The organism is Geodermatophilus obscurus (assembly GCF_900115395.1).
GTDB classification, from domain to species: domain Bacteria; phylum Actinomycetota; class Actinomycetes; order Mycobacteriales; family Geodermatophilaceae; genus Geodermatophilus; species Geodermatophilus obscurus_B.
Genome location: NZ_FOWE01000001.1, coordinates 707,405 through 731,302 on the forward strand (window position 1 = coordinate 707,405; position 23,898 = coordinate 731,302).

The following is a 23,898-nucleotide window of genomic DNA, read 5'->3' on the forward strand; positions in this document are numbered from 1 at the left end:
CAGGGCTGCTCCGGTGCTCCCGGAGCGGCCCTGCCGTGCTCCGCTCAGGTCGGGCGGCCCACCTTCGCCAGGTGGAGCCAGGTGTCCACCACGGTGTCGGGGTTGAGCGACATCGACCCGATCCCCTGCGCGACGAGCCACTCGGCCAGGTCCGGGTGGTCGCTGGGCCCCTGACCGCAGATCCCGACGTACTTGCCGCGTTCCAGGCACGCCCGGATCGCCATCTCGAGCAGGGCCAGCACCGCCGGGTCGCGCTCGTCGAAGCCCGCCGCGACCAGCGCGGAGTCACGGTCGAGTCCCAGCGTCAGCTGGGTCATGTCGTTGGAGCCGATGGAGAACCCGTCGACGTGGTCGAGGAAGGCGTGGGCCAGCAGCGCGTTCGACGGCAGCTCGCACATCATCACCACGGAGAGGTCGTTCTCCCCGCGGCGCAGGCCGTGCTCGCCCAGCAGGCGCACGACGCCCTCGATCTCCCTGACCGTCCGGACGAACGGGATCATGATCTTGACGTTGGTCAGGCCCATCTCGTCGCGGACGTAGCGCAACGCCTCGCACTCCATCGCGAAGCACTCGGCGAAGTCGGCCGACAGGTACCGGGAGGCCCCGCGGTAGCCGATCATCGGGTTCTCCTCGTGCGGCTCGTAGAGCTCGCCGCCGAGGAGGTTGGCGTACTCGTTGGACTTGAAGTCGCTCATCCGCACGATCACCGGCTCGGGGGCGAACGCCGCGGCGATCATCGAGACCCCCTCGGCCACCCGCTGCACGAAGAAGTCCCGCGCCGAGGGGTAGGCCACGATGCGCTCCTCGACCCGGGCCCGCAGCGGCGCGTCGAGCTCCTCGATGTCCAGGAGCGCCCGGGGGTGGATGCCGATCTGCCGGTTGATGACGAACTCCAGCCGGGCCAGGCCGACGCCGGCGTGCGGCAGCCGGGAGAAGGCGAAGGCCTGCTCGGGGGTGCCGACGTTCATCATGATCTTGGTGGGGATCTCCGGCATGGCGTCCAGGCGGGTCTCCTCCACCTCGAAGCCCACCTCCCCGGCGTAGACGACGCCGGTGTCGCCCTCGGCGCACGAGACGGTGACCGGGTCGCCGTCGGTCAGCACCCGGGTGGCGGTCCCGGTGCCGACGACGGCGGGGATCCCGAGCTCGCGGGCGATGATCGCCGCGTGGCAGGTCCGCCCGCCGCGGTTGGTCACGATGGCCGAGGCGCGCTTCATGATCGGCTCCCAGTCGGGGTCGGTCATGTCGGCGACCAGCACGTCGCCGGCGGTGAAGGCGTCCATCTCCTCGACGTCGGAGAGCACCCGGACGGGGCCGGCGCCGATCTTCTGCCCGATCGCCCGCCCCTCGACCAGGGCCGTCCCCGAACCGGTCAGCCGGTAGCGCTCGGTGCTGTTGCCCGAGCGCGACTGCACCGTCTCCGGTCGCGCCTGCAGGATGAACAGCTTCCCCGTCAGCCCGTCCTTGCCCCACTCGATGTCCATGGGCCGGCCGTAGTGCTCCTCGATCCGGAGCGCCTGCCGCGCGAGTTCGGTGACCTCGTCGTCGGTGAGGGACAGCCGCCGCCGCTCGGCGGGGTCCACGTCGACGAACGCCGTCGTCCGGCCGACCTCGGCGTGCTCGGTGTAGACCATCTTGGTGGCCTTCTCCCCCACACCCCGCTTGAGGATCGCCGGGCGGCCGGCCCGCAGGGCGGGCTTGTAGACGTAGAACTCGTCGGGGTTGACCGCGCCCTGCACGACGCCCTCGCCCAGGCCGTAGGCCGACGTCACGAACACGGCGTCGCGGAAGCCGGACTCGGTGTCCATGGTGAACAGCACCCCCGACGCCCCGACGTCGGAGCGCACCATCCGCTGCACGCCGGCCGACAGCGACACCGCCTCGTGGTCGAAGCCGTGGTGCACCCGGTAGGCGATGGCCCGGTCGTTGTAGAGCGAGGCGTAGACCTCGCGGACGGCCTGCAGCACCGCGTCGATCCCCCGCACGTTGAGGAACGTCTCCTGCTGCCCGGCGAAGGAGGCGTCGGGCAGGTCCTCGGCCGTGGCGCTGGAGCGCACCGCGAACGAGGCCCCCGCGTCGTCGCCGGCCAGCCGCTCGTACGCGGTGCGGATGTCGGCCTCCAGGGCCGGCGGAAAGGGCTGCTCGACGACCTCCCGGCGGATCTCCCGGCCGGCGGCGGCCAGCGCGCGGACGTCGTCGGTGTCCAGCGTCCGCAGCCGCTCGGCGATCCGCTGCGCCAGGCCGGTGTCGCCGAGGAAGCGCTGGTAGGCCGCCGCGGTGGTGGCGAAGCCGTCGGGGACGCTCACCCCGGCGTCGGCCAGGTTCGAGATCATCTCGCCGAGGGAGGCGTTCTTGCCGCCGACCACCTCCAGGTCGCCCAGCCCCAGCTCGGCGAACCACCGGACGTTGTCGGTCACGTCGATCGCCCCGTCTCCTGCGGCGTTGCCGGCCGGTACCTCGGGTGCGGTGTCGGTGTTCATGAGCGGGGGGTCCTTCCTCGCCGGAGGTCGCGGCCGGAGGGGAGGCGGCCACCGGAGCCGCGCCGTCGCCGGGCCAGGGTCTGGATCACCACGGTGGCGATCTCCTCGACGGAGGCCGCCGAGGTGTCCACCGTGGGCAGGTCGTGAGCCTCGTACATCGCCGTCGCCCGGCGCAGCTCGAAGCGGCACTGCTCCTCCGAGGAGTACCGGGAGTCCGGGCGGCGCTCCTGCCGGACCCGGCTGAGCCGCGCCACCGTGGTGGTCAGCCCGAAGCAGCGGTCCGCGAGGTCGCGGACCGGGCCGGGCAGGTCCGTGGTCTCCAGGTCCTCGTCGACCAGCGGGTAGTTCGCCACGAACAGGCCGTGCTGCAGCGCGAGGTACATCGCCGTCGGAGTCTTGCCGCAGCGGGAGGGCGCCAGCAGGACGACGTCGGCGCGGTCGAGCCCGCGGGAGCCGAGGCCGTCGTCGTGCTCGATGGCGAACTCGATCGCCGCCATCCGGTCGTTGTAGCGCCGGACGTCACCGACACCGTGCAGCCGCCGGGCCTCCCGGAGCCCGCGGGCCCCGAGCTGCTCCTCCACCCGGCTCATGTGCAGCCCGAAGAAGTCGATGATCGGGGCCTTCGTCCTCAGCAGCTCCTCGCGGACCTCGTCGACCGCCGCGGTGGTGAACACCAGCGGGGTCACCGGGCCCTCCATCGCCGCGTCGAGCTGGGCGACCACCTCGCGGGCCTGCTCGACCGTCGAGATGAACGGGATGAGCGTGCGCTCGAAGGACACGTCGGGGAACTGGATGAGCAGCGCGTTGCCCATCGTCTCGGCGCTGATGCCGGTGCTGTCGGACAGGAAGAAGACCGGCACGACCGCCTGCTCGTCGGAGGCCGGGTCGGCGTCCGTGGGCGGACCGGTCGACGGCGACCTCTGCACGGGGCTCTCCGATCTGTCGTGTTCCCGCGCTCGCCGGTGGCGGCGTGCTCGGCCACCGGCGAGCGCGTGGGCTCCCCGACCGCGGACGGTCAGTGGATGTGCGAGCCTCCGTTGACGTCGTAGGTGGCACCGGTGATGTAACCGGACTCCTCGCGGCAGAGGTAGGTGATGAGGTCGGCGACGTCGTGGACGTCACCCGTCCGGCCGACGGGGATCCCGGCGACGAGCTGCGCCTTGCGGTCGCCCTCGAGGGCTCCGCCGGTGATGTCGGTGTTGATCAGTCCCGGGGCGACGGCGTTGACCGTGACCCCGTTGGGTCCCAGCTCGCGGGCCAGCGCCCGGGTGAAGCCCAGCTGGCCGGCCTTGGCGGCGGAGTAGGCCACCCCGCCGAAGACGCCGCCGCCGCGCTCGGCGGACACCGAGGAGAGGAAGACGACGCGGCCGAAGCCGCGCTCGGCCATGCCGGGTGCCAGGCGCCGGGTCACGTTGAACGCACCCCGCACGTTGACGGCGAAGATGCGGTCCCACTCCTCGCCGCTGACCTCGAGGAAGGGGGTCGGCGAGGTGATGCCGGCGTTGTTGACGAGGGCCCCGACGGGAGGCAGCGAGTCCTCGAGGACGGCGAGCGCGTCCTCCACGGAGGCCTCGTGGGTGACGTCGCAGCCGACGCCGAGGGCCTGCACGCCGTGGCGTCCGGCGACCTCGTGGGCGGCGTCCTTGGCGCTGGCCTCGTCGAGGTCGAGGACGGCGATGTGCCAGCCCGCGGCGGCGAGGGCGTGGGCGGTCGCCCGGCCGATGCCGCGCGTGGAGCCGGCGCCGGTGACGACGGCGGTCTTGTCGGTGACGGACATGGTGTGTTCCTCCAGGGGTTCAAGCGGTGGCGGGGGCCGGATCGGCGGGCCACGCCGTGGGTGGGCGGTGTGGGGCGTCGGCGCCGTCGAGCTCGGCCTTGATCCGGGCGACGACGGCGTCGGTGGACAGGCCGTAGCGGTCGTGCAGGGTGGGCAGGGCACCGGCGGCGAGGAACTCGTCGGGCAGCGCGATGGGCACCACCCGGGTCCCGACACCGGCGTAGGCCAGCGTCGAGGCCACCGACTCCGCCAGCCCACCGATCACGGTGTGGTTCTCCAGGGTCACCAGCAGCCGGTCCGTCCGCGCCGCGCGCAGGATCGCCTCGGTGTCCAGCGGCTTGATCGTCGGCACGTGGAGCACGGCGACGTCGACGGAGTCGGCCTCCAGCCGGGCCGCGGCCTGCAGCGCCCGCATGGTCATGAGCCCGGTGGAGACGAGGACGACGTCGCGGCCGGTGCGGAGCTCGGCGGCCTTGCCGAGCTCGAAGCGGTAGTCGTACTCGTCGAGCACCGTGGGCACCGCACCGCGCAGCAGCCGTAGGTAGGTGGGGCCCGGTGCGGCCGCCAACGCCGGCACGGCCTGCTCGATGTCGACGGAGTCGCAGGGGTCGACGATCGTCAGGTTCGGGCAGCCGCGCAGGATCGCCAGGTCCTCGGTGGCCTGGTGGCTGGGTCCGTAGCCGGTGGTGAGTCCGGGCAGGGCCCCGACGACGTTGACGTTCAACCCGGGCTCGGCGATGTCGAGGCAGAGGAAGTCGTAGGCGCGCCGGGTGGCGAAGACCGAGTAGGTGGACGCGAACGGCACGAGTCCCACCTCGGCCATCCCGGCCGCCGCGCCGAGCATGACCTGCTCGGCCATGCCCATCTGGAAGAAGCGGTCCGGGTGGGCGTCGCGGAACACGTGCATGTCGGTGTACTTGGCCAGGTCCGCCGACAGCCCGACGATCTCGGGCCGCTCCTCGGCCAGGCGGTTGAGCGCGTGCCCGAACGGGGCGCTCGTCGTGCGCTGACCGGGGTCGGCGAAGGAGGCGATCATCGCCGAGGTGGTGAGCTTCTTGCGGGGGGCCGTGCTGGTCATCGGGTCAGTCCTTCCTGCAGCTGGTCGCGGGCGATCTGCCACTCGCGCTCCTCGACCCGCATGAAGTGGGCCTTCTCCCGGTTCGCGAGCAGTGGCACCCCGTGGCCGATCCGGGTGTCGCAGATGACGACCGACGGCGAGCCCCGGTGCTCGCGCACCTCGTCGAAGGCGTCGACGAGCGCGGCGACGTCGTTGCCGTCGACGCGCAGCGCGTGCCAGCCGAAGGCGCGCCACTTGTCGGTCACCGGCTCGGTGCGGAGCACGCCGGCGGTGGGGCCGTCGGCCTGCAGGGCGTTCACGTCGACGATCGCGGTGACGTTGTCCAGGCCGTGGTGGGAGCACGACATCGCCGCCTCCCAGGTGGAGCCCTCGTCCAGCTCCCCGTCGGACAGCAGGTCGTACACCCGCGCCGGGTTGCCCTGGAGCCGCAGCCCCAGGGCCATGCCGGTGGCCACCCCCAGTCCGTGACCCAGCGACCCACCGGAGATCTCCATGCCCGGCGTGTAGGACGCCATCGCCGACATCGGCAGCCGCGAGTCGTCCGACCCGTAGGTCTCCAGCTCCTCGACCGGGATGATCCCGGCCTCGGCCATCGCGGCGTACAGCGCGATCGCGTAGTGGCCGATCGACAGCAGGAACCGGTCGCGACCCGGCCAGTGCGGGTCCTCCGGGCGGAACCGCAACTGGTCGGTGTAGACGGTGGCGAGCACGTCGGCCACCCCCAGGGCCTGGCCGATGTAGCCCTGCCCCTGCACCTCCCCCATGTCCAGGGCGTTGCGCCGGATCCCATACGCGGCCTGCCGGATCCGCTCGATCCGTTCCTCCCGGTCGACCGTGCCCGCCGTGTCCGGGGCGGCCGAGCTCGTTGATGCGGTCATGCGGATGTCTCCTTTGCTCGATGTCCGGTGCTCGATCTCCGGTCAGACGACGACGCCGAGGACGAGGACAGCGCCCAGTCCGACGAAGGACAACAGGCCCTGGGCGACCGTGTAGACCTGGAAGGTGCCGCGGACGGACAGGCCCAGCAGCGTCTTGAAGATCCAGAAGGTGTTGTCGGTGACGTGCCCGCCGAAGGCGGCCCCGGACGCGGCAGCCAGCCAGATCAGCACCGCGGGGAGCCCCAGGTCCGAGACGACCGGCGCCAGCAGGGCCGCCGCCGTGATCGCGGCCACCGACCCGGAGCCCTGGGCGAGGCGCAGCAGTGCCGCGACCAGCCAGGCCAGCACGAGCGGGAAGGCCGCGTTGGCACTGAACAGGCCGGCCACCAGGTCCCCGATGTTGGTCTCGGCGATGACCTGTCCGAGCGATCCCGCGACGCCGGTGAACAGGAGGATGACGCCGCTGGTCCCTGCGGCCCGCACGACCACCTCCTCGACGCCCGTCCGTCCCAGTGACGGCACGGCGAGAGCGGTGCCCACGAGCAACCCGATGAGGAGTGCCACCACGGGATTGCCCAGGAAGCCGAGCACGGCGATCTCCACGCCGGCCGCACTGCTGCTGGTGTCGGCCACGATGAGGAGCACCGGGACGAGCAGCGGGAGGAGGGCGACCAGCAAGGGCAGCTGCCTCCCCGGCCCCCTGCCACCTGCGCCGGCAGGGGCGGTGCCGCGCTGCGGGTCCTGCGTGACGGCCGTCGCTCCACCGCCGCGATCGATCTGCGGGGCTCGCTGGCCGGTCGCGGTGGCTGCGGGAGCATCGGGGGGGCCATCGGCGGCTGGTGCGCCGTATCCGGCGATCTCACCGGTGTGCTCCGGGTCGGTCAGCGGGTCGTCGTCCTTGTCGTCACTCCAGGTGAACCGCATGAGCAGGCTGTGCAGCAGGATCGAGACGACGATGACCACGATCCCGAACGGGATCCCCCACAGGAGCATGGTGCCGAGCGGGATGTCTAGGGCGGCCGCGATGGCCAGCGCTGCCGCACCGGGCGGGACCATCAGCAGCGCCACCTCGAGGCCGATGGCCAGGGCGCCGGCCAGCGGAGCGATGCTGAGTCCGGTCCGCAGGGCGATCGAGCGGGCCATCGGTCCGAGGATCACCAGCGCGACGTCGAAGTAGATCGCGGGGAAGACCACCCCCGAGGCCAGGCCGATGACGTAGGGGGACCGGTTGACCCCGAAGAGCCGCAGCATCCCGTCCACCACGCGGTGGAGCGTCCCCATGGCCGACAACAGCGTCCCCAGCATCACGCCGAAGCCGATGATGAGGCCCACCTCGGCCATCAGGAGGCCGAAGCCCTCAGTGACGGCCGTCGTCGTCCCCTCGTAGCCGAGCCCTGCGGCGATGCCGAGGTAGAGGGCCCCGAGCACCAGCGAGATGACCGGGTTGATCTTCGCGAAGACGATGAGCCCGACGACGATCGCGACCGTGATCGCGGTGTGCAGCAGCAGGAGCGTGGTGTCGGCCATGTCAGTTCCCCTTCGGCCTGCGGGAGCCGGTGGAGGAGGTCCCGTTCGTCGTCCCGACGGAGCACCCGTCGGCGACGCCCTCGTCGGCCGGGGGCCAGGCGGTGACGTCCTCGAGACGTGAGGCGCGGACGGGTGGGTGTCGCTCGGTCATGGTCATCTCCGGTGGACGCTGGACGCCTGAGCCCCGTTGACAGTTGACTGTTAACAGTCGACTAGTGACGAGAGTGAGTGGTGCGGGTCACGGTGTCAAGGGTCACTTCTGGGCGGCGGCATCCGCGCAGGTGACAGCGCGGACGAGGGCGGTCCCGTCCAGGGCCCCGCCCCCGACGTGCGAGGTGCGGGAGAACAGCGTTCCTTCTCAGGCGGACCCGGTGGCCTCGGCGAAGTACTCGGCGGCGGAGGTCATGTGCTCGTCGACGATCCGCAGTGCCGCGGCGACGTCGGCCTCCTCGATCGCATCGACGATCGGCGCGTGCCGGTCGCGCGCCATCATCGGCGCCTGCCACGCGGCTCCGTTGAGGATCGCGACCCGCATGCGGCCCTCGAGATGCCGCCACGACTCGACCAGCATGGAGTTCCCCGACAGCCGGCACAGCTGGAGGTGGAAGGCCAGGTCGGCGGCGATGCGCGCGGGGAAGTCCTCGGCCTCCTCGGAGAGGTGCTCGAGCGCCGCACGCAGCGCGCCGACCGCGTCCTGCCGCCGCGGCGAGGCGATGATCTGGCGGACCGCCATGCCCTCGAGGGCCGCGCGGACCTGGAACAGCTCGCGGACCTCGACCGGCGTCAGGCTGCTGACCCGGAGCATCCCGCGGTTCCCGGCGGAGACCAGCCCCTCCTGCTGGAGGTGCCGCAGGGCCTCGCGGACCGTGCCGCGGCTGACCCCGAGGGAGCCGGCCAGCTCGACCTCGCTGAGGTGGTCACCCGGGCGGTACTGGCCCGAGATGATCGCCGACCGCACCGAGTCCAGGGCCCGTTCGCGCAGCGTGCTGCGGTCCAGGCTGGCCAGGGGCTCGATGCTCACGTCAGACCTCCTCGTTCGCGGGCAGCATAGCCCGGCGTTGTCGACGTCCCGATTGTCGACACTCGGCGCAGCGGACGACCAGCGGCACCGGGCCGCCGGAGGAGCGGAGCCGCTCGCGGAACGCTGCGGCGAGCCACTCCGACGCCGCCCGGTGCGCACCTCGGCCGGGCTCGAGCAGCCAGCCGTGGAGCGCCGCGTCCGGGACCGGGACGACGCCGGCCTTGCCCTGCTCGGGGCCACCGTCCAGCATCGGGTACCGCGCCACCTGCGGCGGTCGCGGCTCCCGGCCGGCATCCGCGCCGAGTCGCCCACGGACAGGAGAACCCCATGACCAGCGGTCCCAACCTCCCGAAGCCGGAGTTCGACATCGAGGCGACCGTCGAGCGCGCGATGGCGCTGATCAACCGGACCCTCCAACCCTCCCTCGAGGACGCTCGGAAGGCCGTCGACAAGGCCCGCGCGAGCCGGCCCCTGGTCGCGCCGGGAGACCTGGTCAGCCCGGTGACCCGGGGGAACCGGATGAGGGCGGCGCGCGCGGTCTCCTACTCCCTGCCGTCGATCCTCCCGGGTTTCGGAACGGCGATCTCGGCTGCCGCGCTCCCGGTCGCGTTGCGGGAGGTCCTCAAGGAGGCGGTGAGTGCGGCGATCAAGGTGGGACTGCTGCACGACAGGGACCTCGACGACCCGGAGCTCACCCGCATCGCCGTCCTCCTGGTCCTCACGGAGGGGGCGGTCAAGCTCGACAAGACCGGGAGGATCCGTCCCGGCGCGATCCTGGGACGCCACGCGTCGCTGCTGGGACAGCCCGCCTCCTACGACGCCCTCGCGGCCCTCACGGCGGAGGAGCGGCAGGAGATCGCCGCCTCGCAGTCGGAGATCATCCGGGCATGGGCGCTGGCGGTCGGACCGCCCCTCCTGGCCGGGCTGCTGCCCTTCGGCGTCGGGCCCATGGCCGCCGCGAACTACGTGCAGTACGTCCTGAGGAACACGATCACGGCCGCCACGGGGGTCTTCGGACCCGCTGCACCCGTGGCGGTGACCGTCGAGACGATCCCCGGATCCGAGGTGCAGCAGGACGGTCCCGAGTCCTGAAGCGGATCCCCTGGACCTCGCACTCGTGGCGCCCGGCCGACGCCCTCCCCTCGCCGGTGCCCGAGGGGTCGACCGGGCGCCCGGTGTCCACGTCGGCGACACCTCGATGGCTCCTGCACGGAGGGTGCGTCCGCACCGCGACGGCGTGGTGCGGGCCCGTCGCAGGTGAACTCATCCCGCCGTGATCCCCGCGGTAGCGGGACCAGCCGATCACCCGTCGCCGCTCGGCGCCGCGACCGGTCCCGTCGCCGTCCGGGCAGGTGCAGGCGCGGACGAGGAACACCGGGCACGGACCGGTGGACGCGGCCGGCCCCGGGCGAGTAGACCGGACGCCTCACTCGAGCGGAGGAGAGGGACATGACCACTGGTAGCGGCCAGGAGAGCGGACAGGTCACCGGCACCCAGGACAAGGACTACAACCTCATCTGGTTCACCGAGCAGTGCCTGAGCAACGCGCTCCGGCTCCAGACCTACGTCCAGGACGCCGAGCGCGACGGCGACGGTGAACTCGCCGACCTCTTCCGCAAGGCGCAGACGGAGAGCCGCAAGGGCGCTGAGCAGGGCAAGCAGTTGCTCAAGGCCCGGCTCGCCGGCTGATCGAGCCAGCGGGACGAACCCTGGGAGGGATGCGCACGTCCATCGGCTGACAGGACGACCGCGGACCGGGGCGGACGACTCCGCACGGGCAGCGGTGGAGGTCGGGATGCTGGTCGGGTTCGCCACCGTCAGACGGGTCGAGCGAGCTCGGCCAGGGCCTGACCCATGAGCCGTCCCGGCAGGGACGGGTCTGCCGGCGGGCGTTGCCCGCACTCCCCCAGCCGCACCGAGGTCTCGACCACCAGTCGGCAACGGTCGAACCGCCGGGCGCCGGAGCGGCGCAGTGCGCCGGGCACGTCGTCGTCCGCCAGCACCTCGGCGAGCACGACCGCGTCCTCGATGGCCAGGCCGACGCCGTACGCCATCTGCGGGGTGGTCGTGTGGGCGGCGTCCCCGATGGCCACCGTCCGGCCGCGGGACCACGGCGGCGGGAGGAGCAGCGACTGCAGGGAGCGCACGTCCACCTCCGCGGTCACCGACGCGACGACGGCGGGCACGGGCCCGCCGAAGGGGCGCAGCCGCTCGCGGAGGACGTCGGGCAGCCGCTCCGGTGGCGGCCGCTCCGCACCGCGGTCGGGTTCGAGCAGCCAGACGTCGAGCCCCGTCCGCGACACCGGGACGACGCCGACCTTCCCGAGCTCCGGGCCGCCGTCCAGCATCGAGTACCGCATCACCTGCGGCGGCCGCGGCGCGGGCGCCCGCCGGATCAGCTGGCCGGTCGCGCGCGGCTGCGGCGCGTCCGGCAGGACCAGCCCCCGGGTGTGCGAGTGCAGCCCGTCGGCCCCCACGACCAGGTCGACGGTCCCGGCTCCGCCGTCGGACAGGCGCACCTCCACCCGGTCGTCGCGCCCGGGCCGGAGGGGCGGATCTCGTCGTCGGCCCCCACCAGCACCACCCCGTGCCCGCGACGCACCCCGGACGGGCGGTGGAGCTCAGTCGGGCTGGGGCACGACGTCCGGGCTGTCGGGGACGTCGGCCGGGATGCGGTTGGGGCCGGCCTCGGCGGGTCGCGGCCGGTCCTGCCGGTGCAGGCGCACGGCGACCAGGGCGACGTCGTCGTCGGATCCGCCCTCCAGCATCCGGGTGAGGAGCTCGTCGCACAGGCCGTCGAGGTCGCGGCCGGCCAGCTCCCCGAGCGCCTGGTGCAGGCGCTCGAGGCCGTGGTCGAGGTCCTGGTCCCGGCGCTCGATCAGGCCGTCGGTGTAGAGGACCAGCGTCGCGTCCCGGTCGAGGGTGACCTCGAACTCGCGGCGCCGCGCGGTGTCGTCGACGCCGAGGAGCAGCTCCGGGCGCAGACCGGTCAACGGCAGCACCGTGCCGTCCGGGTTGACGACCATCGGCGGCGGGTGCCCGGCGTTGGACCAGCGGACCCTCGTGACGCCGCGCGCGGCCTCACCGCCGGTCTGCTCCAGGCGGACGACCACCGCGGTGGCGGTGGTGTCCACCTGCAGCGTGGTCATCGCCTCGTCGACGCGTCGCAGGATCTCCGCGGGACCGGCTCCGGTCGTCACCGCGATGGCCCGCAGCATCGACCGGATCTGTCCCATCGCGGCCGCCGCCTCGGTGTTGTGCCCGAGGACGTCGCCGACCGTGACGATCGTGCTCCCGTCGGGCTGGAGGAAGGCGTCGTACCAGTCACCACCGACCTGCGCGGTCTCCGCCGCCGGCGTGTAGCGGACGACGACCTGCACGTGGTCCGGCTGCGCCGGTGCCGTGAGCAGGGACCGCTGCAGGCCCTCGGCCAGCTGGCGCTGCTGGCGGTAGAGGCGCGCGTTGTCCAGCGCCAGACCGGCCCGGGCCGCGATGTCGGAGACGGTGGTCAGGGCGTCGGCGGTGATCGCCCCCCGGGCCGGGCCGTTGAACAGGCTGAGCAGCCCGACCGTCCGTCCGCGTCCCTGCAGGGGGACGACGGCGAACGACTCCGGCGACAGTCGCTCGAGCAGGTCGTGTGCGGGCCCGGGGACGAGGACCTCGCGGATCCGCGCGGTGGCCGAGCGCTCGACCACGACCGGCCGGCCGGTGGTCAGGGCCCGGGCGACGAAGGACGTGTCCATGAGGGCGGGGATGCGCTCGCGGGCGTAGGCCTCGACGACCGGGACCAGGCCGGGATCGGTGTGCCCCCAGCCGACGTCCCGCAGGCCCCGGCGGGAGCCGTGCTGGGCCTCGTCCCCGACCAGGGTCACCAGACACCAGTCGGCGAGCTCGGGCACCGCCAGACGCGCCAGGCGGGCGACCGCGTCCTCCGCGTCCAGCGTGCCGGTCAGCTCGCCGGCCACCTGCTGCAGCAGCTCGCTGCGCCGCTGCAGCCTCACGCGCTGGGTGATGTCGAGGAAGTAGAGGGCGAGCCCGTGCGGCCCGGGGACCGCACGGACCTCCACCCAGACGTCCAGCGGCGCGGGGTAGTAGGCGTCGAAGACGACCGGCCGGCCGGTGGCTACCGCCCGGCGGTAGCTCTCCTCGAACTCGGTCCCCACCGTCGCCGGGAAGGCCTCCCACAGGGAGCGGCCCAGCAGCCGGGCGCGGTCCTGGCCGCTGATCCGCTCCGCCTCGGTGTTGACGTGGGTCATCACCCAGTCGGGATCCATCGCGATGAACGCGACGGCCAGCCCCTCCAGCAGCTCGGCCGTCCGCTGCATCGGCTCCCGCTGCACCGTGGTGTCGTGCGCGACGCCGATCAGGCGCCGCGACCCGCCGTCGTCGACGACCCGGCCCCGGGCGGCGAGCCAGCGGTGCGAGCCGTCGGCGAGGACGATGCGGTACTCGGCCTCGTAGGAGCCGGCCGTGGCGAGGGCCCGCTCGACACGGGCGACGACGTCACCGACGTCGTCGGGGTGGACGTGGGCGTACACGTCCTCGGCCCGTCCTCCGAACGTGTCCCGGTCCAGGCCGGACAGCTGCACCATCCGGTCGTCGAGGACCAGGTCGCCCGTCGTGGGGTCCAGGTCGAAGGTCCCCACCCCGCCGGCCGCGGCAGCGAGGTCCCACCGCGCCCGGTCGGCGCGGCTCTCGGCGCTCCGCGCCGCCAGCTCCAGCTCGGAGACGACCGCCCGGGCCAGCTGCTCGAGCACCCCCACGTCCGACGGCGACCACGGCCGCGGAGCGCCGTCGAAGACGCACAGGGCACCGAACGGCCGGCCGTCCTCCCCCGACAGCGGGACGCCGAGGTAGGACCCGACGGCGCCCGAGGTGACCGGTGGCAGGTCCCGGACCCTGTCGTCGCCGGCGGCGTCGGGTACCACCAGGGGCCCACCGAGATCGGCGGTGACGGTGCACAGGGAGTCCTCCAGCGGGCCCTGGCTGCCCACCGCGGACGGCGCCAGGCCGGCGCCCCCGGCGATCGTCTGGACGTCGGACAGCAGCGACACCTGGGACGCCGACGTCCCCAGCAGGTGGGCGGCCAGCTCGGTGATCCGGTCGAGCGCAGCGGTGCCGGCGACCCGGGACCACACGGAGCGCGCGGGCGCCGGGCCACGGCCGGACGCGGCTCCGGGCAACGGCGAGCGGAGGGCGCCGGCCGGAGTCGGAGGAGGAGCCGGGTCGGGTCGGGCACTCACCACCGGGCACACCTCCCCGTTCCCACCGGCCGCCGAGCCATCGCCCCACGGTAGTGCCGGCGGCCGGTGGCGCTCCCGCGGTCCGGGGACGGCCGCGCCGCGACGGACCTCGTTGCCCCGCGCGTCCCGGCGTGCTGCGCTGGGCGACGACGCCCGGCCCGGCGCCGGCGCGGAGGGGGAAGACGATGCCCGACAAGCCGACCGCCCTGCCGCGACTGCTGCCGGCGACCGATCCCGGGGACCGGGTGGAGGTGCAGCAGACGGCCTTCAGCCACGACGTCCTCGGGCGCTTCGTGTGCAACGACTGGGACGAGGTGGCGGCGGGCCTCGCCGACGGCGGGTTCCCCTTCGACGTCATCGTCGTCGGCGCGGGGATGTTCGGCGCCTACTGCGCGGAGAAGCTGTACCGGCTGGGCGCGGCCTCCGGCCTCCGCGTCCTGGTCCTGGACGCCGGGGCGATGCTCCTCCCGGTGCACGTCCAGAACCTGCCGCAACGGCTGGGCGGGTCCCTGGGTGGACCCCGGTACCACCGGACGCGCGAGGACGGCACGGGCGTGCACAACGTGGTGTGGGGCCTGCCGTGGATCAGCAACGAACCCTCACCGGGACTGGCCTACTGCCTCGGCGGGCGCTCGATCTTCTGGGGCGGCTGGTCCCCCCGGCTCACCGGCGCCGACCTCGAGCAGTGGCCGGCCGAGGTGCGGCGGTACCTGACGGAACCCGGCGGGTACGACCGCACCGAGGTCGAGATCGGCACCGTGCCCACCTGTGACTACATGCTGGCCACGAGCTTCCACGACGACCTCCTCGCCGCGCTCCGGGAGGCGGTCCGGGACGTGCCGGGCCTGGAGACCGTGGAGGAGGCGCCGCTGGCCGTCGTCGGCTCCGCACCGGCCTCCGGCCTGTTCGCCTACGACAAGTTCTCGTCGGCGCCCTTCCTCGTCGACGCGGTCCGCAACGACGCCGCCGAGAACACCGGGCAGGGCGACGTCTCCCGGAGGCTGTTCGTCGTGCCGCGCGCCCGCGTGCTCCGGCTCCACCGCACCGGCGGGACCGTCACGGGCCTGGACGTGGCGTTCGAGGGGCGCCCGGGACCGGTCCTGCTGCCGGTGCCGGCCGGCGCCGCGGTCGTCCTCGCCAACGGCAGCGTGGAGGCCACCCGGCTGGCCCTGGACTCCCTCGGTGCCGGCGACCGGACGACGAACCCCGGCTCGCCGAGGCTCGGCAACCTGACCGTGCACCTGCGGAGCAACATCACCGTGCGCATCCGCCGGTCGGCCCTCGGCCTGCCGCCCGGACCACCCCCGGACGTCGAGACGACCGCGTTCCTCGTCCGCGGCCAGGGGTCCGGGGGCCGCCGGTTCCACCTGCAGATCTCCGCCGCGGCCGTCGGGGGCATCGACCCCGAGCGCGACATGTGGCAGCAGGTCCCCGACATCGACACGCTCGCGCACATCCGCGCGGGCCAGGACCCGGACTGGATCACCATCGTGCTCCGGGGCATGGGCGAGATGCAGGGCGACCCGGGGGTCCCGCCCGACCCGGCGAGGAGCTGGATCGACCTCAGCGCCGAGGTCGACGAGCACGGACAGCGCCGGGCCTACGTCCACCTCACGACGACGGCGGCGGACGAGACGCTCTGGCAGGAGATGGACCGGGCCGCGTTCGACCTCGCCGCCGACCTCGCCGGGGGGCCGCCGCCGGCCGGCCGGCCGGCGGACCTCCAGTACCTGCAGAGCCGCAGCGGCCCGTTCGCCGACGCCCGGCCGGAGCCGGCGGCCACCGGGCGCAGCTGGTGGCAGGACGGCCTCGGGTCGACCCACCACGAGGCCGGCACGCTGTCGATGGGCGATCCGGGTGCGTCGGTCACCGACGCGCGGGGCCGCTTCCACGACCTGTCGAACGCCTACGTCGTCGGCCCCGCGGTCTTCCCCACGCTCGGCTCGGCCAACCCCGCCCTGACCGCCCTCGCGCTCGCCCGGCGCACGGCCGAGCTCCTCGTGGCGGAGCGGACCGCGACCCCGCCGCCCGGGTTCGTCCCGCTGTCGCACGACCCCGCCGACTGGACGCTGGTGGGACGTCCCGGGAGCTCCCCCACCATGTGGCGTCCGGGGGCGCTGCTGGAGACCGGGGACGGGTACGGCCTCTACTACTACGTCGCGGAGGAGTTCGCCGACGCCGCCTTCTGGATCGAGTGGCGCGAGCGGTCCGCCGGTGACAACTCCGGGGTCTACGTCCGCACACCCGGGCCGGCGGGGCCCGACCCGCTGGGCCGGGCGGACGAGCAGGGGCACGAGATCCAGATCGACGCCCTCGCCGCGGGCTCCCCACCCGGACAGGGCGTGCACGCCACGGGGGCGGTCTACGGGCTGCAGGCCCCGACGGGGTCCCCGGCCTCCACGCCGGGCCGGTGGAACACGTTCCTCATCGAGACCTCGGGACCCAGGATCGAGGTCACCCTCAACGGGGAGCCGGTCAACGACTACACCAGCACCAGGCGACGGCAGGGGTTCCTCGCGCTCCAGGTCCACGGCGGGCCCGGCAGGGTCCAGTTCCGCAACCTGCACGTGCGACGCGGCCGGGCGGCCTGAACCGCACCCGCAGCACCCGTGGACCAGCACCGCCGCGCTGCGGGCAGGACGTCGCCGCCGTGCCGCGCCGGGCACCCCGGACCTCCGAGGGCCTCGTGGCCCGCGCTGCGGCGGCGGGGACGAGCTCGGCCTCGGTCAGGGTGCTGCACCGGCGAGGGCGGACACCGGCGTCAGGTCCCGGTGCCGCCGGGCGCCGTCGCCGGGACCGGTCCCCGACCGGCCAGCGCCTCGAGGGTGGCCCGGGCCCCGCGCTCGTGCAGCGAGGTGAGCGCCTCCAGGTAGTGCCCGGTGAACCGCTCGTCCTCGACCAGGTCGCCGAACAGGTCGCGGTCGGCGAGGAAGACGAGCGGCTCCTCCCGCTGGCGGCGGGCCCGCTCCGTCAGCGGGTCGCGCCTGCGGTCGGCGATCTCGATCGGGTCCCCCTGCTCGTCCACGCCCTCGGAGTACCGCGCCCAGCCGGCGACGATCGCGGCCGACCGGCGCACCTCGCCCCCGGCGGCGAGGTTGTCCCGGACGACCGGGAGCAGCCACTTGGTCAGCCGCTCGGAGCCGTCGAAGGCCAGCCGCGCCAGGGTGTCCCGGACGGCGGGGTTGGAGAACCGGGCGATCAGCTCGTGCCGGTAGGCGTCGAGGTCGATGCCGGGCACCGGCAGCAGGGTCGGGGTCGCCTCCTCCTCCATGTAGCCGAGCAGGAACGCCCGGAACAGCGGGTCCTGCGCCGCGTCGTGGACCAGCCGGTGGCCGGCGAGGCGGCCGAGGTAGGCCAGCGCCTGGTGTCCGGCGTTGAGCAGCCGCAGCTTCATCCGCTCGTAGGGGTCGACGTCGTCGACGACCTGCACGCCGGCGTCCTCCAGCGGCGGGCGCCCGAGGGGGAAGCGGTCCTCGAGGACCCACTGGTCGAAGGGCTCGCAGACCACCGGCCACCCGTCGTCGACCCCGAAGCGGCGGGCCACCTCGGCGCGGTCGTCGTCGGTGGTGGCGGGGGTGATCCGGTCGACCATGGAGTTCGGGAAGGGCACCTCCCGCCCGACCCACGCGCCGAGCTCCGGGTCGCGCAGGGCGGCGAAGGCGGCGAAGCTGCGGCGCGCCACGCCGCCGTTGTGCTGGACGTTGTCGCAGGACACCACCGTGAAGGGGGCGAGCCCGCGCTCACGGCGGCGCACCAGCGCGGCGGCGAGGAGGCCGAACCACGTCGTCGGCGTCCCCCCGTGCTCCAGGTCCCCGGCGACGCCGGGGTCGGTGGGGTTGAACTCCCCCGTGACCGGGTCGAGGGCGTACCCGCCCTCGGTGACCGTCAGCGACACGATCCGCGTCGTCTCGGCCGCCATCTTCTCCACGACAGCCTCGGGGTCGTCCGGTGCGAGCAGGTACTCGACGACCGAGCCCACGACGCGGGCCTCGAGGGTGCCGTCGGCGTGCTTGGCGACGAGCGTGTAGAGGCAGTCCTGCGCGGCCATCACCTCGGCCATCCGGCGGTCGGAGGGCAGCACGCCGACGCCGCAGATGCCCCAGTCCCGCGCCCGCCCCTGCTCCAGGAGCCGGTCGACGTACATGGCCTGGTGCGAGCGGTGGAACGCGCCCACCCCCAGGTGCACGATCCCCGCCCGCACCTGCGCCCGGTCGTAGCCGGGCACCGGCAGCGAGCCGGACAGGGAGGGGAGGGTCGCGGTGCGCAGCGGGGTCGCGGTGGGCAGCGGGGTCGTGGTGCGCGGCGCGGTCACGACGGGTCGCCGGGGACGGTGGTCATCGCGGGTGTCCTCCTGTGCTCGGAGCGGGGTCAGACCTGCGGGTGGACGACGACCTTCACCGACTCCGGGTCGGTGCGGCCGGCGGTCAGGGCGGCCTCGGCCTGGTCGAGGCCGTAGGCGCCGGTGACCAGGCGGTCGAGGTCGATCCGGCCGGCCGCGACGAGCGGGATCGCCGTCGGCCAGGTGCCGGCGTAGCGGAAGGTGCCGGTGACCTCGAGCTCGCGCTCCTGCACCACCGACAGCGGCAGGGCCAGCTCGTCGCCGCCCATGCCGACCAGGACCGCCCGGCCCGCCCGGTCCAGGGCGCGGACGGCCTCACCGGTCGCCCCGGGGTGACCGGAGCACTCCAGCAGCACCTGGGGCGGGCGCGGCAGGTCGGTGACCCGGGCCGTGCGGGCATCGACGACCTCGGTGGCGCCGAGGTCGCGGGCCAGGGCCAGCCGGGCGGGGTTGACGTCGGACACGACGACCTCGGTGGCGCCGAAGGCGAGGGCCGCCTGGACGCTGACCAGCCCGATCGGCCCGGCCCCGGTGACCAGCACCCGGGAGCCGGGGCCCACCCCGCCCCTGCGGCAGGCCCAGATGCCGACCGAGAGGGGTTCGAGCAGCGCGGCGGCGTCGTCGCCGACGGTGTCGGGCACCGGGTGGGCGAAGGCCGCGTGCACGACGACGTACTCGGCGAACGCGCCGTCGATCGGCGGGGTCGCGAAGAACCGCATGCCCGGGCAGAGGTTGTACCGGCCGGCCAGGCACTGCGGGCAGGTCAGGTCCGGGACCCCCGGTTCCACCGAGACCCGCTGCCCGACCGCCGGGGAGGTGACGCCGGGGCCGAGGGCGGCCACCTCCCCCGCCGCCTCGTGCCCGAGCACCAGCGGGGACTCGACGACGAACCGGCCGATGCGCCCGTGGTCGTAGTAGTGCGTGTCCGAACCGCAGACCCCGACCGAGGAGACGCGGACCACCACCTCGCCGGGGCCCGGCCGGGGCACCGCCCGCTCTTCCACCACCACGTCCCCGGGCCCGCGCAGCACGGCGGCCCGCATCGTGGCCGGCATCGTGGCCGGCATCGTGGCCGGGACCGTGGCCGGCACCGTGGCGCCCTGCTGCCCGCCGTCCGGCGCGAGGACCGCGGGCCGGCTCACTTGACCGCGCCCAGCGACAGCCCCTGCACCAGCTTGTCCTGGGCGGCGAAGCCGGCGATGAGCACGGGCAGCGACACGACGAAGGCGGCCGCGCAGACCTGGGCCAGGAACAGCCCCTGACTGGTGACGAAGCCGGTCAGGTAGACGGGCGCGGTCTGCGCCACGGTGCCGGTCAGCGTCCGGGCCAGGAGCAGTTCGTTCCAGCTGAAGATGAAGCAGATCAGCGACGTGGCGGCGATGCCCGGCAGGACGACGGGCGCCACCACCGAGCGGAGCGTGCGCACCAGGGACGCGCCGTCCATGGACGCCGCCTCCAGCATCTCCACCGGCACCTCGGCGAGGAACGACCGCATCATCCAGACCGCGATCGGCAGGTTCATCGCCGTGTACAGGACGATCAACAGCCAGATGTTGTCCAGCAGCCCGGTGAACTGGGCGAACAGGTAGATGGGCAGCAGCCCGGCCACGATCGGCAGCATGCGCGTGGACAGGAAGAAGAACATCACGTCGGTCCACTTGCGCACCGGCTTGATCGACAGCGCGTAGGCGGCCGGGATGGCCAGGAGCAGCACGATGACCGTGGAGACCACGCTGGCGGTCATCGAGTTCGCCAGCGACGGCCACGGGTTGGTGCCGGTGCCGACCCCGAAGAACTCCCGGTAGCCGTCGACGGTCAGCGGCGCGAACAGCGACGGCGGGTTGGTCGCGGCGTCCTCCTCGCTGTGGAACGACGTCAGCACCATCCAGAGGACCGGGACGACGAAGAGGAACCCGATCAGCCAGGCGGCCACCCCGAGGAGGGCGCCGGAGCGCGGCTTGCGCGCGCGGCGCGGCTCGCCCTGCGCCGTGCGGGTGGCAGGGACCGGTGCCACGTCGGTGATCGAGCTCATCGCGCGTTCTCCTCCTGGAACAGCGTCGACACCGTCCGCAGCGCCAGCGTGGCGATGGCGATCGTGCCGATGACGACGACGACGCCCGCGGCGGACGCCCGGCCGTAGTCGTGGGCCTGGTAGAAGGTCTGGTAGATCACGTAGGGCAGGTTCGCCGTGCCCAGGCCGCCCGAGGTGATCGTGAAGACGGCGTCGAAGTTCTGGACGATGTAGATCGACCCCAGCAGGCCGCCGAGCTCCAGGTAGCGGCGCAGGTGCGGGAAGGTCATGTAGCGGAAGATCTGCCACGTGCTGGCACCGTCGATGCGGGCGGCCTCGATGACGTCCAGCGGCCGGCTCTGCAGCCCTGCCAGCAGGATCAGCATCATGAACGGCGTCCACTGCCAGATCAGCGCGACCTCGACCGCGACCAGCGGGGCCGCGGTGATCCAGTCCGGCTGCGGCGCGTTGTCGGAGCCGAACAGCCGCCAGATCCCGGTGAGGGTGCCGTTGAGCAGGCCGTACTCGGGGTTGAACAGGGCGTGCTTCCACAGCAGCGCCGCGGCCACCGGGACGACGAGGAACGGCGTGATCATCATCGTGCGGACGATGCCGCGACCCCGGAACTTCCGGTCCAGCAGCAGCGCGATGCCCAGCCCCAGCAGCAGGCTGACCAGCACGACGACCACGGTGAGGATGACGGTGACGAGGATCGCCCGGCGCATGTTGACGTCGGTCAGCACGTCCGCGTAGTTGCCGAACCCGGCGAAGCCGCGCTCGTCGGGGTAGTAGGCGTTCCAGTCCATGAACGAGACGACCAGCGTGACGACGAACGGCAGCTGGGTGACGATGATCGTGAACACCAGCGCCGGCAGCAGCGGTGCCCGCCGCGCCCAGTCCGACGTCCGGCGGAGCGCCCCACCCGAGGGTGGCGGTGGTGGCGGCGGTGGCGGCGGTTGCTGGTCGCGCCCGCGGCTGGTCTGGAGGGTGCTGGTGCTCATCCCGCTGCCTTCCCCTGGTGTGGTCCTGCCGGCCCGGTCAACCCGAATCCCGCTCCCGGTAGCGCTCGGCGACGTCCGAGGCGAGCTCCTGCCCCCGTTGCAGTGCCTCGTCCACCGTCATCTGGCCGGCGATGGCGGAGCTGACGTCCTGGGACACCTGGGTGGCCAGGTCCGGGAACTCCGGGATGCCCACGAACTGGATGCCGGGGGCGGGGCGGGGCTGCACGCCGGGGTCGTTCGGGTCGGCGGCCTCGATGGCCGCCAGCGTGGGCTCGGCGAACGCGGAGGCCTCGGCGAGGTAGTCGGGGTTCTCGTAGGTCGACGCGCGCTTGCCGGCGGGGACGCGTGACCAGCCGAGCTCCTCGCCGACCAGCTGCTCGTACTCCGCGCTGGAGGCCCAGGAGATGAACTCCCAGGCGGCGTCCTTCTTCGCGCTCGCCTGCTGGATGCTCCACGACCAGGCGTACAGCCAGCCGGAGCTGTCGGTCTCGACCACCGGCGCCGGCGCGTAGCCCATCAGGCCCCGCACCGGGGAGTCGGCGGACTCCAGCGACCCGGCCGCCGACGTCGCGTCGTACCACATCGCCGCGTTGCCCTGGACCACGTTGTTGAGGCACTCGGTGAAGCCGGCCTGCGGGGCGCCGACCTCGCCGTGCTCGCGGACGAGGTCGACGTAGAAGGTGACGGCCTCGCGGAACTCCGCGCTGTCGACCCGGGGCTCCCAGTCCTCGGTGAACCAGGTGCCGCCGAAGGTGTTGACCACGGTGGTCAGCGGGGCGAAGACCTGGCCCCAGCCGGGCTGGCCGCGCAGGCAGATGCCGGCCATCCCCGGCTCGACGCCGTCGACGGCCGCCGCGATGTCGGCGACCTCCTGCCACGTCGGGGCGGCGGGCATCTCGATCCCCGCGGCCTCCAGGACGTCCCGGCGGTACATGAGGAACGAGGACTCGCCGTAGAACGGCTCCCCGTAGAGCCGGCCGTCGTCACCGGACAGCGACGCCGTCAGCGGGGCGAGGACGTCGTCCTGGTCGAACTCCGCATCGGCCTCGACGTACTCGTCCAGCGGGGCGATCCACTCGCTGCGGGCGTAGATGGGGATCTCGAAGTTGCTCAGCGTCGCGACGTCGTACTGGCCGGCCTGACTGGAAAACTCCTGGCTGATCTTGTCCCGGACGTCGTTCTCCGGCAGCGTCGTGAAGTTGACCGTGATCCCGGTCTCCGCGGTGAAGTGCTCCGCGGTGAGCTGCTGCAGGTCGACCATCTGCGGGTTGTTGACCATCAGCACGTCGATGGTGTCCGGTCCGCCGCCGCTGGGCCCTCCGCCCCAGCCGGCGCACCCGGTGAGCACGAGGGTTACGGCGGTCGACACGGTCACGGCGGGTGCGAGGCGGGTGCGTCTGTGCACGGTCCGGTCCTATCCCGAGGCAGCCATCGATGGGCGTGCTCATCTGAGCACCGGTCCCCTCAGATGTGAGTGACGTGAGTCTCATACGTCCGGCTGACGGCGTCAAGGCTCGTGGGATAGTGAGCCTCTGCGCGCTCAGATGAGCAGGAGGGGTTCCGTGGCAGGAGAGCCGGGTGGCCCGGCGCAGGTGGTCCTCACGGCGACGATCGCCCGCCGCTACTACCTCGACGGCCGGTCGAAGGTCGAGATCGCCGACGAGTTCGGCCTGAGCCGCTTCAAGGTCGCCCGCATCCTCGACACCGCGCGTCAGAGCGGACTGGTCCGCATCGAGATCCGGCACGAGGGGGAGATCGACGTCGACCTCTCGGCGCGCCTGCGGGACCGCTTCGGGCTCCAGCACGCCATCGTCCTGGACACCCCCGACGACGACGCGGCGTCGCTCCGCGACCACCTCGGGCGGGCGGCGGCGCAGCTGCTCGCCGAGGTGATCACACCGCAGGACGTGCTCGGCCTGGCCTGGGCCCGGGCGGTCAGCGCGATGGCCCGCGCCCTGCCGCCGCTGCCCGGGACGCCGGTCGTCCAGCTCACCGGCGCCATGTCCCTGCCCGGCGGGCCCGACACCTCCGTCGACGTCGTGCGTGAGGTGGCCAGCGCGTCGGGCGGTGCGGCGCACGTCTTCTACGCGCCCTTCACGGTCCCCGACGCCGCCACCGCGCGCGCCCTGCGCCAGCAGCCCGAGGTGGCCCGGGCGTTCGCGCACCTGCCGGCGGTGACCAAGGCGGTGGCGGGGGTCGGCCTGTGGGCGCCGGGCCTCTCGGTCCTCCACGACGCCCTGCCCGAGGACGACCGCGCCGCCCTCGTGCGGCTCGGGGTCTGCGCGGACGTGTCGGGGGTGTTCCTGTCGGCCGACGGCGAGCCGGTCACCACGCAGCTGTCCGAGCGCATGATCGGGATCAGCGCGGAGGAGATGCGGGCCATCCCCGAGGTCATCACCATCCCCTACGGCGTGGCGAAGGCCCTGGCCGTCCGCGCCTCCCTCCTCAGCGGCCTGGTCGGTGGCATCGTGACCCACGCGGCCCTCGCTTCCGCCGTGCTCGAGGAGTGAGGACCCGCGGACGCCGGCGACCACCGCCCGGAG

The 23,898-nt window shown here is 73.5% G+C and carries 19 protein-coding genes; 4 read left to right on the forward strand and 15 right to left on the reverse strand.

The genetic code is table 11. From position 1 onward, the window contains the following. Nucleotides 1-44: 44 nt before the first annotated feature. The 8 genes from ppsA to BM165_RS03190 all read right to left on the reverse strand — a co-directional run bounded on the left by ppsA (nt 45) and on the right by BM165_RS03190 (nt 9,011). Nucleotides 45-2,480 (reverse strand): phosphoenolpyruvate synthase, encoded by a 2,436-nt coding sequence (gene ppsA, locus BM165_RS03155; RefSeq protein WP_208976615.1) that lies wholly within the window; start codon nt 2,478-2,480, stop codon nt 45-47. Then, the gene (locus tag BM165_RS03160) at nt 2,477-3,406 is read right to left on the reverse strand and encodes a pyruvate, water dikinase regulatory protein (protein WP_075012000.1); all 930 of its coding nucleotides are present in this window, start codon (nt 3,404-3,406) and stop codon (nt 2,477-2,479) included. The genes ppsA and BM165_RS03160 overlap by 4 nt, the downstream gene beginning before the upstream one ends. Nucleotides 3,407-3,495: 89 nt before the next feature. Continuing rightward, nucleotides 3,496-4,257 (reverse strand): SDR family NAD(P)-dependent oxidoreductase, encoded by a 762-nt coding sequence (locus BM165_RS03165; RefSeq protein ID WP_075012001.1) that lies wholly within the window; start codon nt 4,255-4,257, stop codon nt 3,496-3,498. 19 nt (nt 4,258-4,276) lie between these two features. Next, nucleotides 4,277-5,335, reverse strand: coding sequence for a transketolase family protein (locus tag BM165_RS03170; protein ID WP_075012002.1), 1,059 nt, complete (start codon nt 5,333-5,335; stop codon nt 4,277-4,279). Continuing rightward, complete coding sequence (locus BM165_RS03175) at nt 5,332-6,213, reverse strand: transketolase (protein ID WP_075012003.1); 882 nt, start codon at nt 6,211-6,213, stop codon at nt 5,332-5,334. Before BM165_RS03175 ends, BM165_RS03170 begins: the two co-directional genes overlap by 4 nt. A gap of 42 nt (nt 6,214-6,255) precedes the next feature. Next, the gene (locus BM165_RS03180; RefSeq protein ID WP_075012004.1) at nt 6,256-7,740 is read right to left on the reverse strand and encodes a GntP family permease; all 1,485 of its coding nucleotides are present in this window, start codon (nt 7,738-7,740) and stop codon (nt 6,256-6,258) included. 358 nt (nt 7,741-8,098) lie between these two features. Continuing rightward, nucleotides 8,099-8,761: a GntR family transcriptional regulator gene (locus BM165_RS03185; protein ID WP_177225074.1), complete on the reverse strand. Its 663-nt coding sequence runs from the start codon at nt 8,759-8,761 to the stop codon at nt 8,099-8,101. Between the two features lies 1 nt (nt 8,762). Further along, nucleotides 8,763-9,011: a hypothetical protein gene (locus BM165_RS03190; protein WP_143107993.1), complete on the reverse strand. Its 249-nt coding sequence runs from the start codon at nt 9,009-9,011 to the stop codon at nt 8,763-8,765. A 77-nt stretch (nt 9,012-9,088) separates the two neighbouring features. Here BM165_RS03190 and BM165_RS03195 point away from each other — a divergent pair, with 77 nt between their 5' ends. Then, complete coding sequence (locus tag BM165_RS03195; protein ID WP_075012006.1) at nt 9,089-9,853, forward strand: hypothetical protein; 765 nt, start codon at nt 9,089-9,091, stop codon at nt 9,851-9,853. Nucleotides 9,854-10,210: 357 nt separating this feature from the next. After that, nucleotides 10,211-10,450, forward strand: a complete 240-nt coding sequence (locus BM165_RS03200; protein ID WP_075012007.1) for a hypothetical protein — start codon at nt 10,211-10,213, stop codon at nt 10,448-10,450. A gap of 128 nt (nt 10,451-10,578) precedes the next feature. On the opposite strand, the gene BM165_RS03205 is transcribed toward BM165_RS03200, so the two are convergent. Both BM165_RS03205 and BM165_RS03210 read right to left on the reverse strand, forming a co-directional pair. After that, complete coding sequence (locus tag BM165_RS03205; protein ID WP_177225075.1) at nt 10,579-11,280, reverse strand: FAD-dependent monooxygenase; 702 nt, start codon at nt 11,278-11,280, stop codon at nt 10,579-10,581. 102 nt (nt 11,281-11,382) lie between these two features. Next, entirely contained in the window at nt 11,383-13,899 is a 2,517-nt protein-coding gene (locus BM165_RS03210) for a SpoIIE family protein phosphatase (protein WP_143107994.1), read from the reverse strand. Between the two features lie 290 nt (nt 13,900-14,189). Between BM165_RS03210 and BM165_RS03215 the strand changes: the two genes are divergently transcribed. Further along, nucleotides 14,190-16,595 carry a 3-keto-alpha-glucoside-1,2-lyase-like domain-containing protein gene (locus BM165_RS03215; RefSeq protein ID WP_075012010.1) on the forward strand — a complete coding sequence of 802 codons (2,406 nt, stop codon included), beginning with the start codon at nt 14,190-14,192 and terminating at the stop codon, nt 16,593-16,595. Between the two features lie 170 nt (nt 16,596-16,765). On the opposite strand, the gene BM165_RS03220 is transcribed toward BM165_RS03215, so the two are convergent. From BM165_RS03220 to BM165_RS03240, 5 genes are read right to left on the reverse strand one after another with little or no spacing between them, the layout of a single operon-like run. Beyond that, entirely contained in the window at nt 16,766-18,316 is a 1,551-nt protein-coding gene (locus BM165_RS03220) for a mannitol dehydrogenase family protein (protein ID WP_244273979.1), read from the reverse strand. 56 nt (nt 18,317-18,372) lie between these two features. Further along, nucleotides 18,373-19,485, reverse strand: coding sequence for an NAD(P)-dependent alcohol dehydrogenase (locus BM165_RS03225; protein ID WP_244273981.1), 1,113 nt, complete (start codon nt 19,483-19,485; stop codon nt 18,373-18,375). Next, nucleotides 19,482-20,375, reverse strand: coding sequence for a carbohydrate ABC transporter permease (locus tag BM165_RS03230; RefSeq protein WP_075012011.1), 894 nt, complete (start codon nt 20,373-20,375; stop codon nt 19,482-19,484). The genes BM165_RS03225 and BM165_RS03230 overlap by 4 nt, the downstream gene beginning before the upstream one ends. Next, nucleotides 20,372-21,355 carry a carbohydrate ABC transporter permease gene (locus tag BM165_RS03235; RefSeq protein ID WP_075012012.1) on the reverse strand — a complete coding sequence of 328 codons (984 nt, stop codon included), beginning with the start codon at nt 21,353-21,355 and terminating at the stop codon, nt 20,372-20,374. The genes BM165_RS03230 and BM165_RS03235 overlap by 4 nt, the downstream gene beginning before the upstream one ends. A gap of 37 nt (nt 21,356-21,392) precedes the next feature. After that, nucleotides 21,393-22,724 (reverse strand): ABC transporter substrate-binding protein, encoded by a 1,332-nt coding sequence (locus BM165_RS03240; protein WP_244273983.1) that lies wholly within the window; start codon nt 22,722-22,724, stop codon nt 21,393-21,395. Between the two features lie 193 nt (nt 22,725-22,917). On the opposite strand from BM165_RS03240, the gene BM165_RS03245 reads away from it, so the two are divergent. After that, nucleotides 22,918-23,865: a sugar-binding transcriptional regulator gene (locus tag BM165_RS03245; RefSeq protein WP_208976616.1), complete on the forward strand. Its 948-nt coding sequence runs from the start codon at nt 22,918-22,920 to the stop codon at nt 23,863-23,865. The last annotated feature ends 33 nt before the right edge of the window (nt 23,866-23,898 follow it).

What these genes read in the sequence shown, in the direction of transcription:
- ppsA (WP_208976615.1), bottom strand. Translation starts at nt 2,480, where the DNA reads ATGAACACCGACACCGCACCCGAGGTACCGGCCGGCAACGCCGCAGGA.
- BM165_RS03165 (WP_075012001.1), bottom strand. Translation starts at nt 4,257, where the DNA reads ATGTCCGTCACCGACAAGACCGCCGTCGTCACCGGCGCCGGCTCCACG.
- BM165_RS03170 (WP_075012002.1), bottom strand. Translation starts at nt 5,335, where the DNA reads ATGACCAGCACGGCCCCCCGCAAGAAGCTCACCACCTCGGCGATGATC.
- BM165_RS03175 (WP_075012003.1), bottom strand. Translation starts at nt 6,213, where the DNA reads ATGACCGCATCAACGAGCTCGGCCGCCCCGGACACGGCGGGCACGGTC.
- BM165_RS03180 (WP_075012004.1), bottom strand. Translation starts at nt 7,740, where the DNA reads ATGGCCGACACCACGCTCCTGCTGCTGCACACCGCGATCACGGTCGCG.
- BM165_RS03190 (WP_143107993.1), bottom strand. Translation starts at nt 9,011, where the DNA reads ATGCTGGACGGTGGCCCCGAGCAGGGCAAGGCCGGCGTCGTCCCGGTC.
- BM165_RS03195 (WP_075012006.1), top strand. Translation starts at nt 9,089, where the DNA reads ATGACCAGCGGTCCCAACCTCCCGAAGCCGGAGTTCGACATCGAGGCG.
- BM165_RS03200 (WP_075012007.1), top strand. Translation starts at nt 10,211, where the DNA reads ATGACCACTGGTAGCGGCCAGGAGAGCGGACAGGTCACCGGCACCCAG.
- BM165_RS03215 (WP_075012010.1), top strand. Translation starts at nt 14,190, where the DNA reads ATGCCCGACAAGCCGACCGCCCTGCCGCGACTGCTGCCGGCGACCGAT.
- BM165_RS03230 (WP_075012011.1), bottom strand. Translation starts at nt 20,375, where the DNA reads ATGAGCTCGATCACCGACGTGGCACCGGTCCCTGCCACCCGCACGGCG.
- BM165_RS03235 (WP_075012012.1), bottom strand. Translation starts at nt 21,355, where the DNA reads ATGAGCACCAGCACCCTCCAGACCAGCCGCGGGCGCGACCAGCAACCG.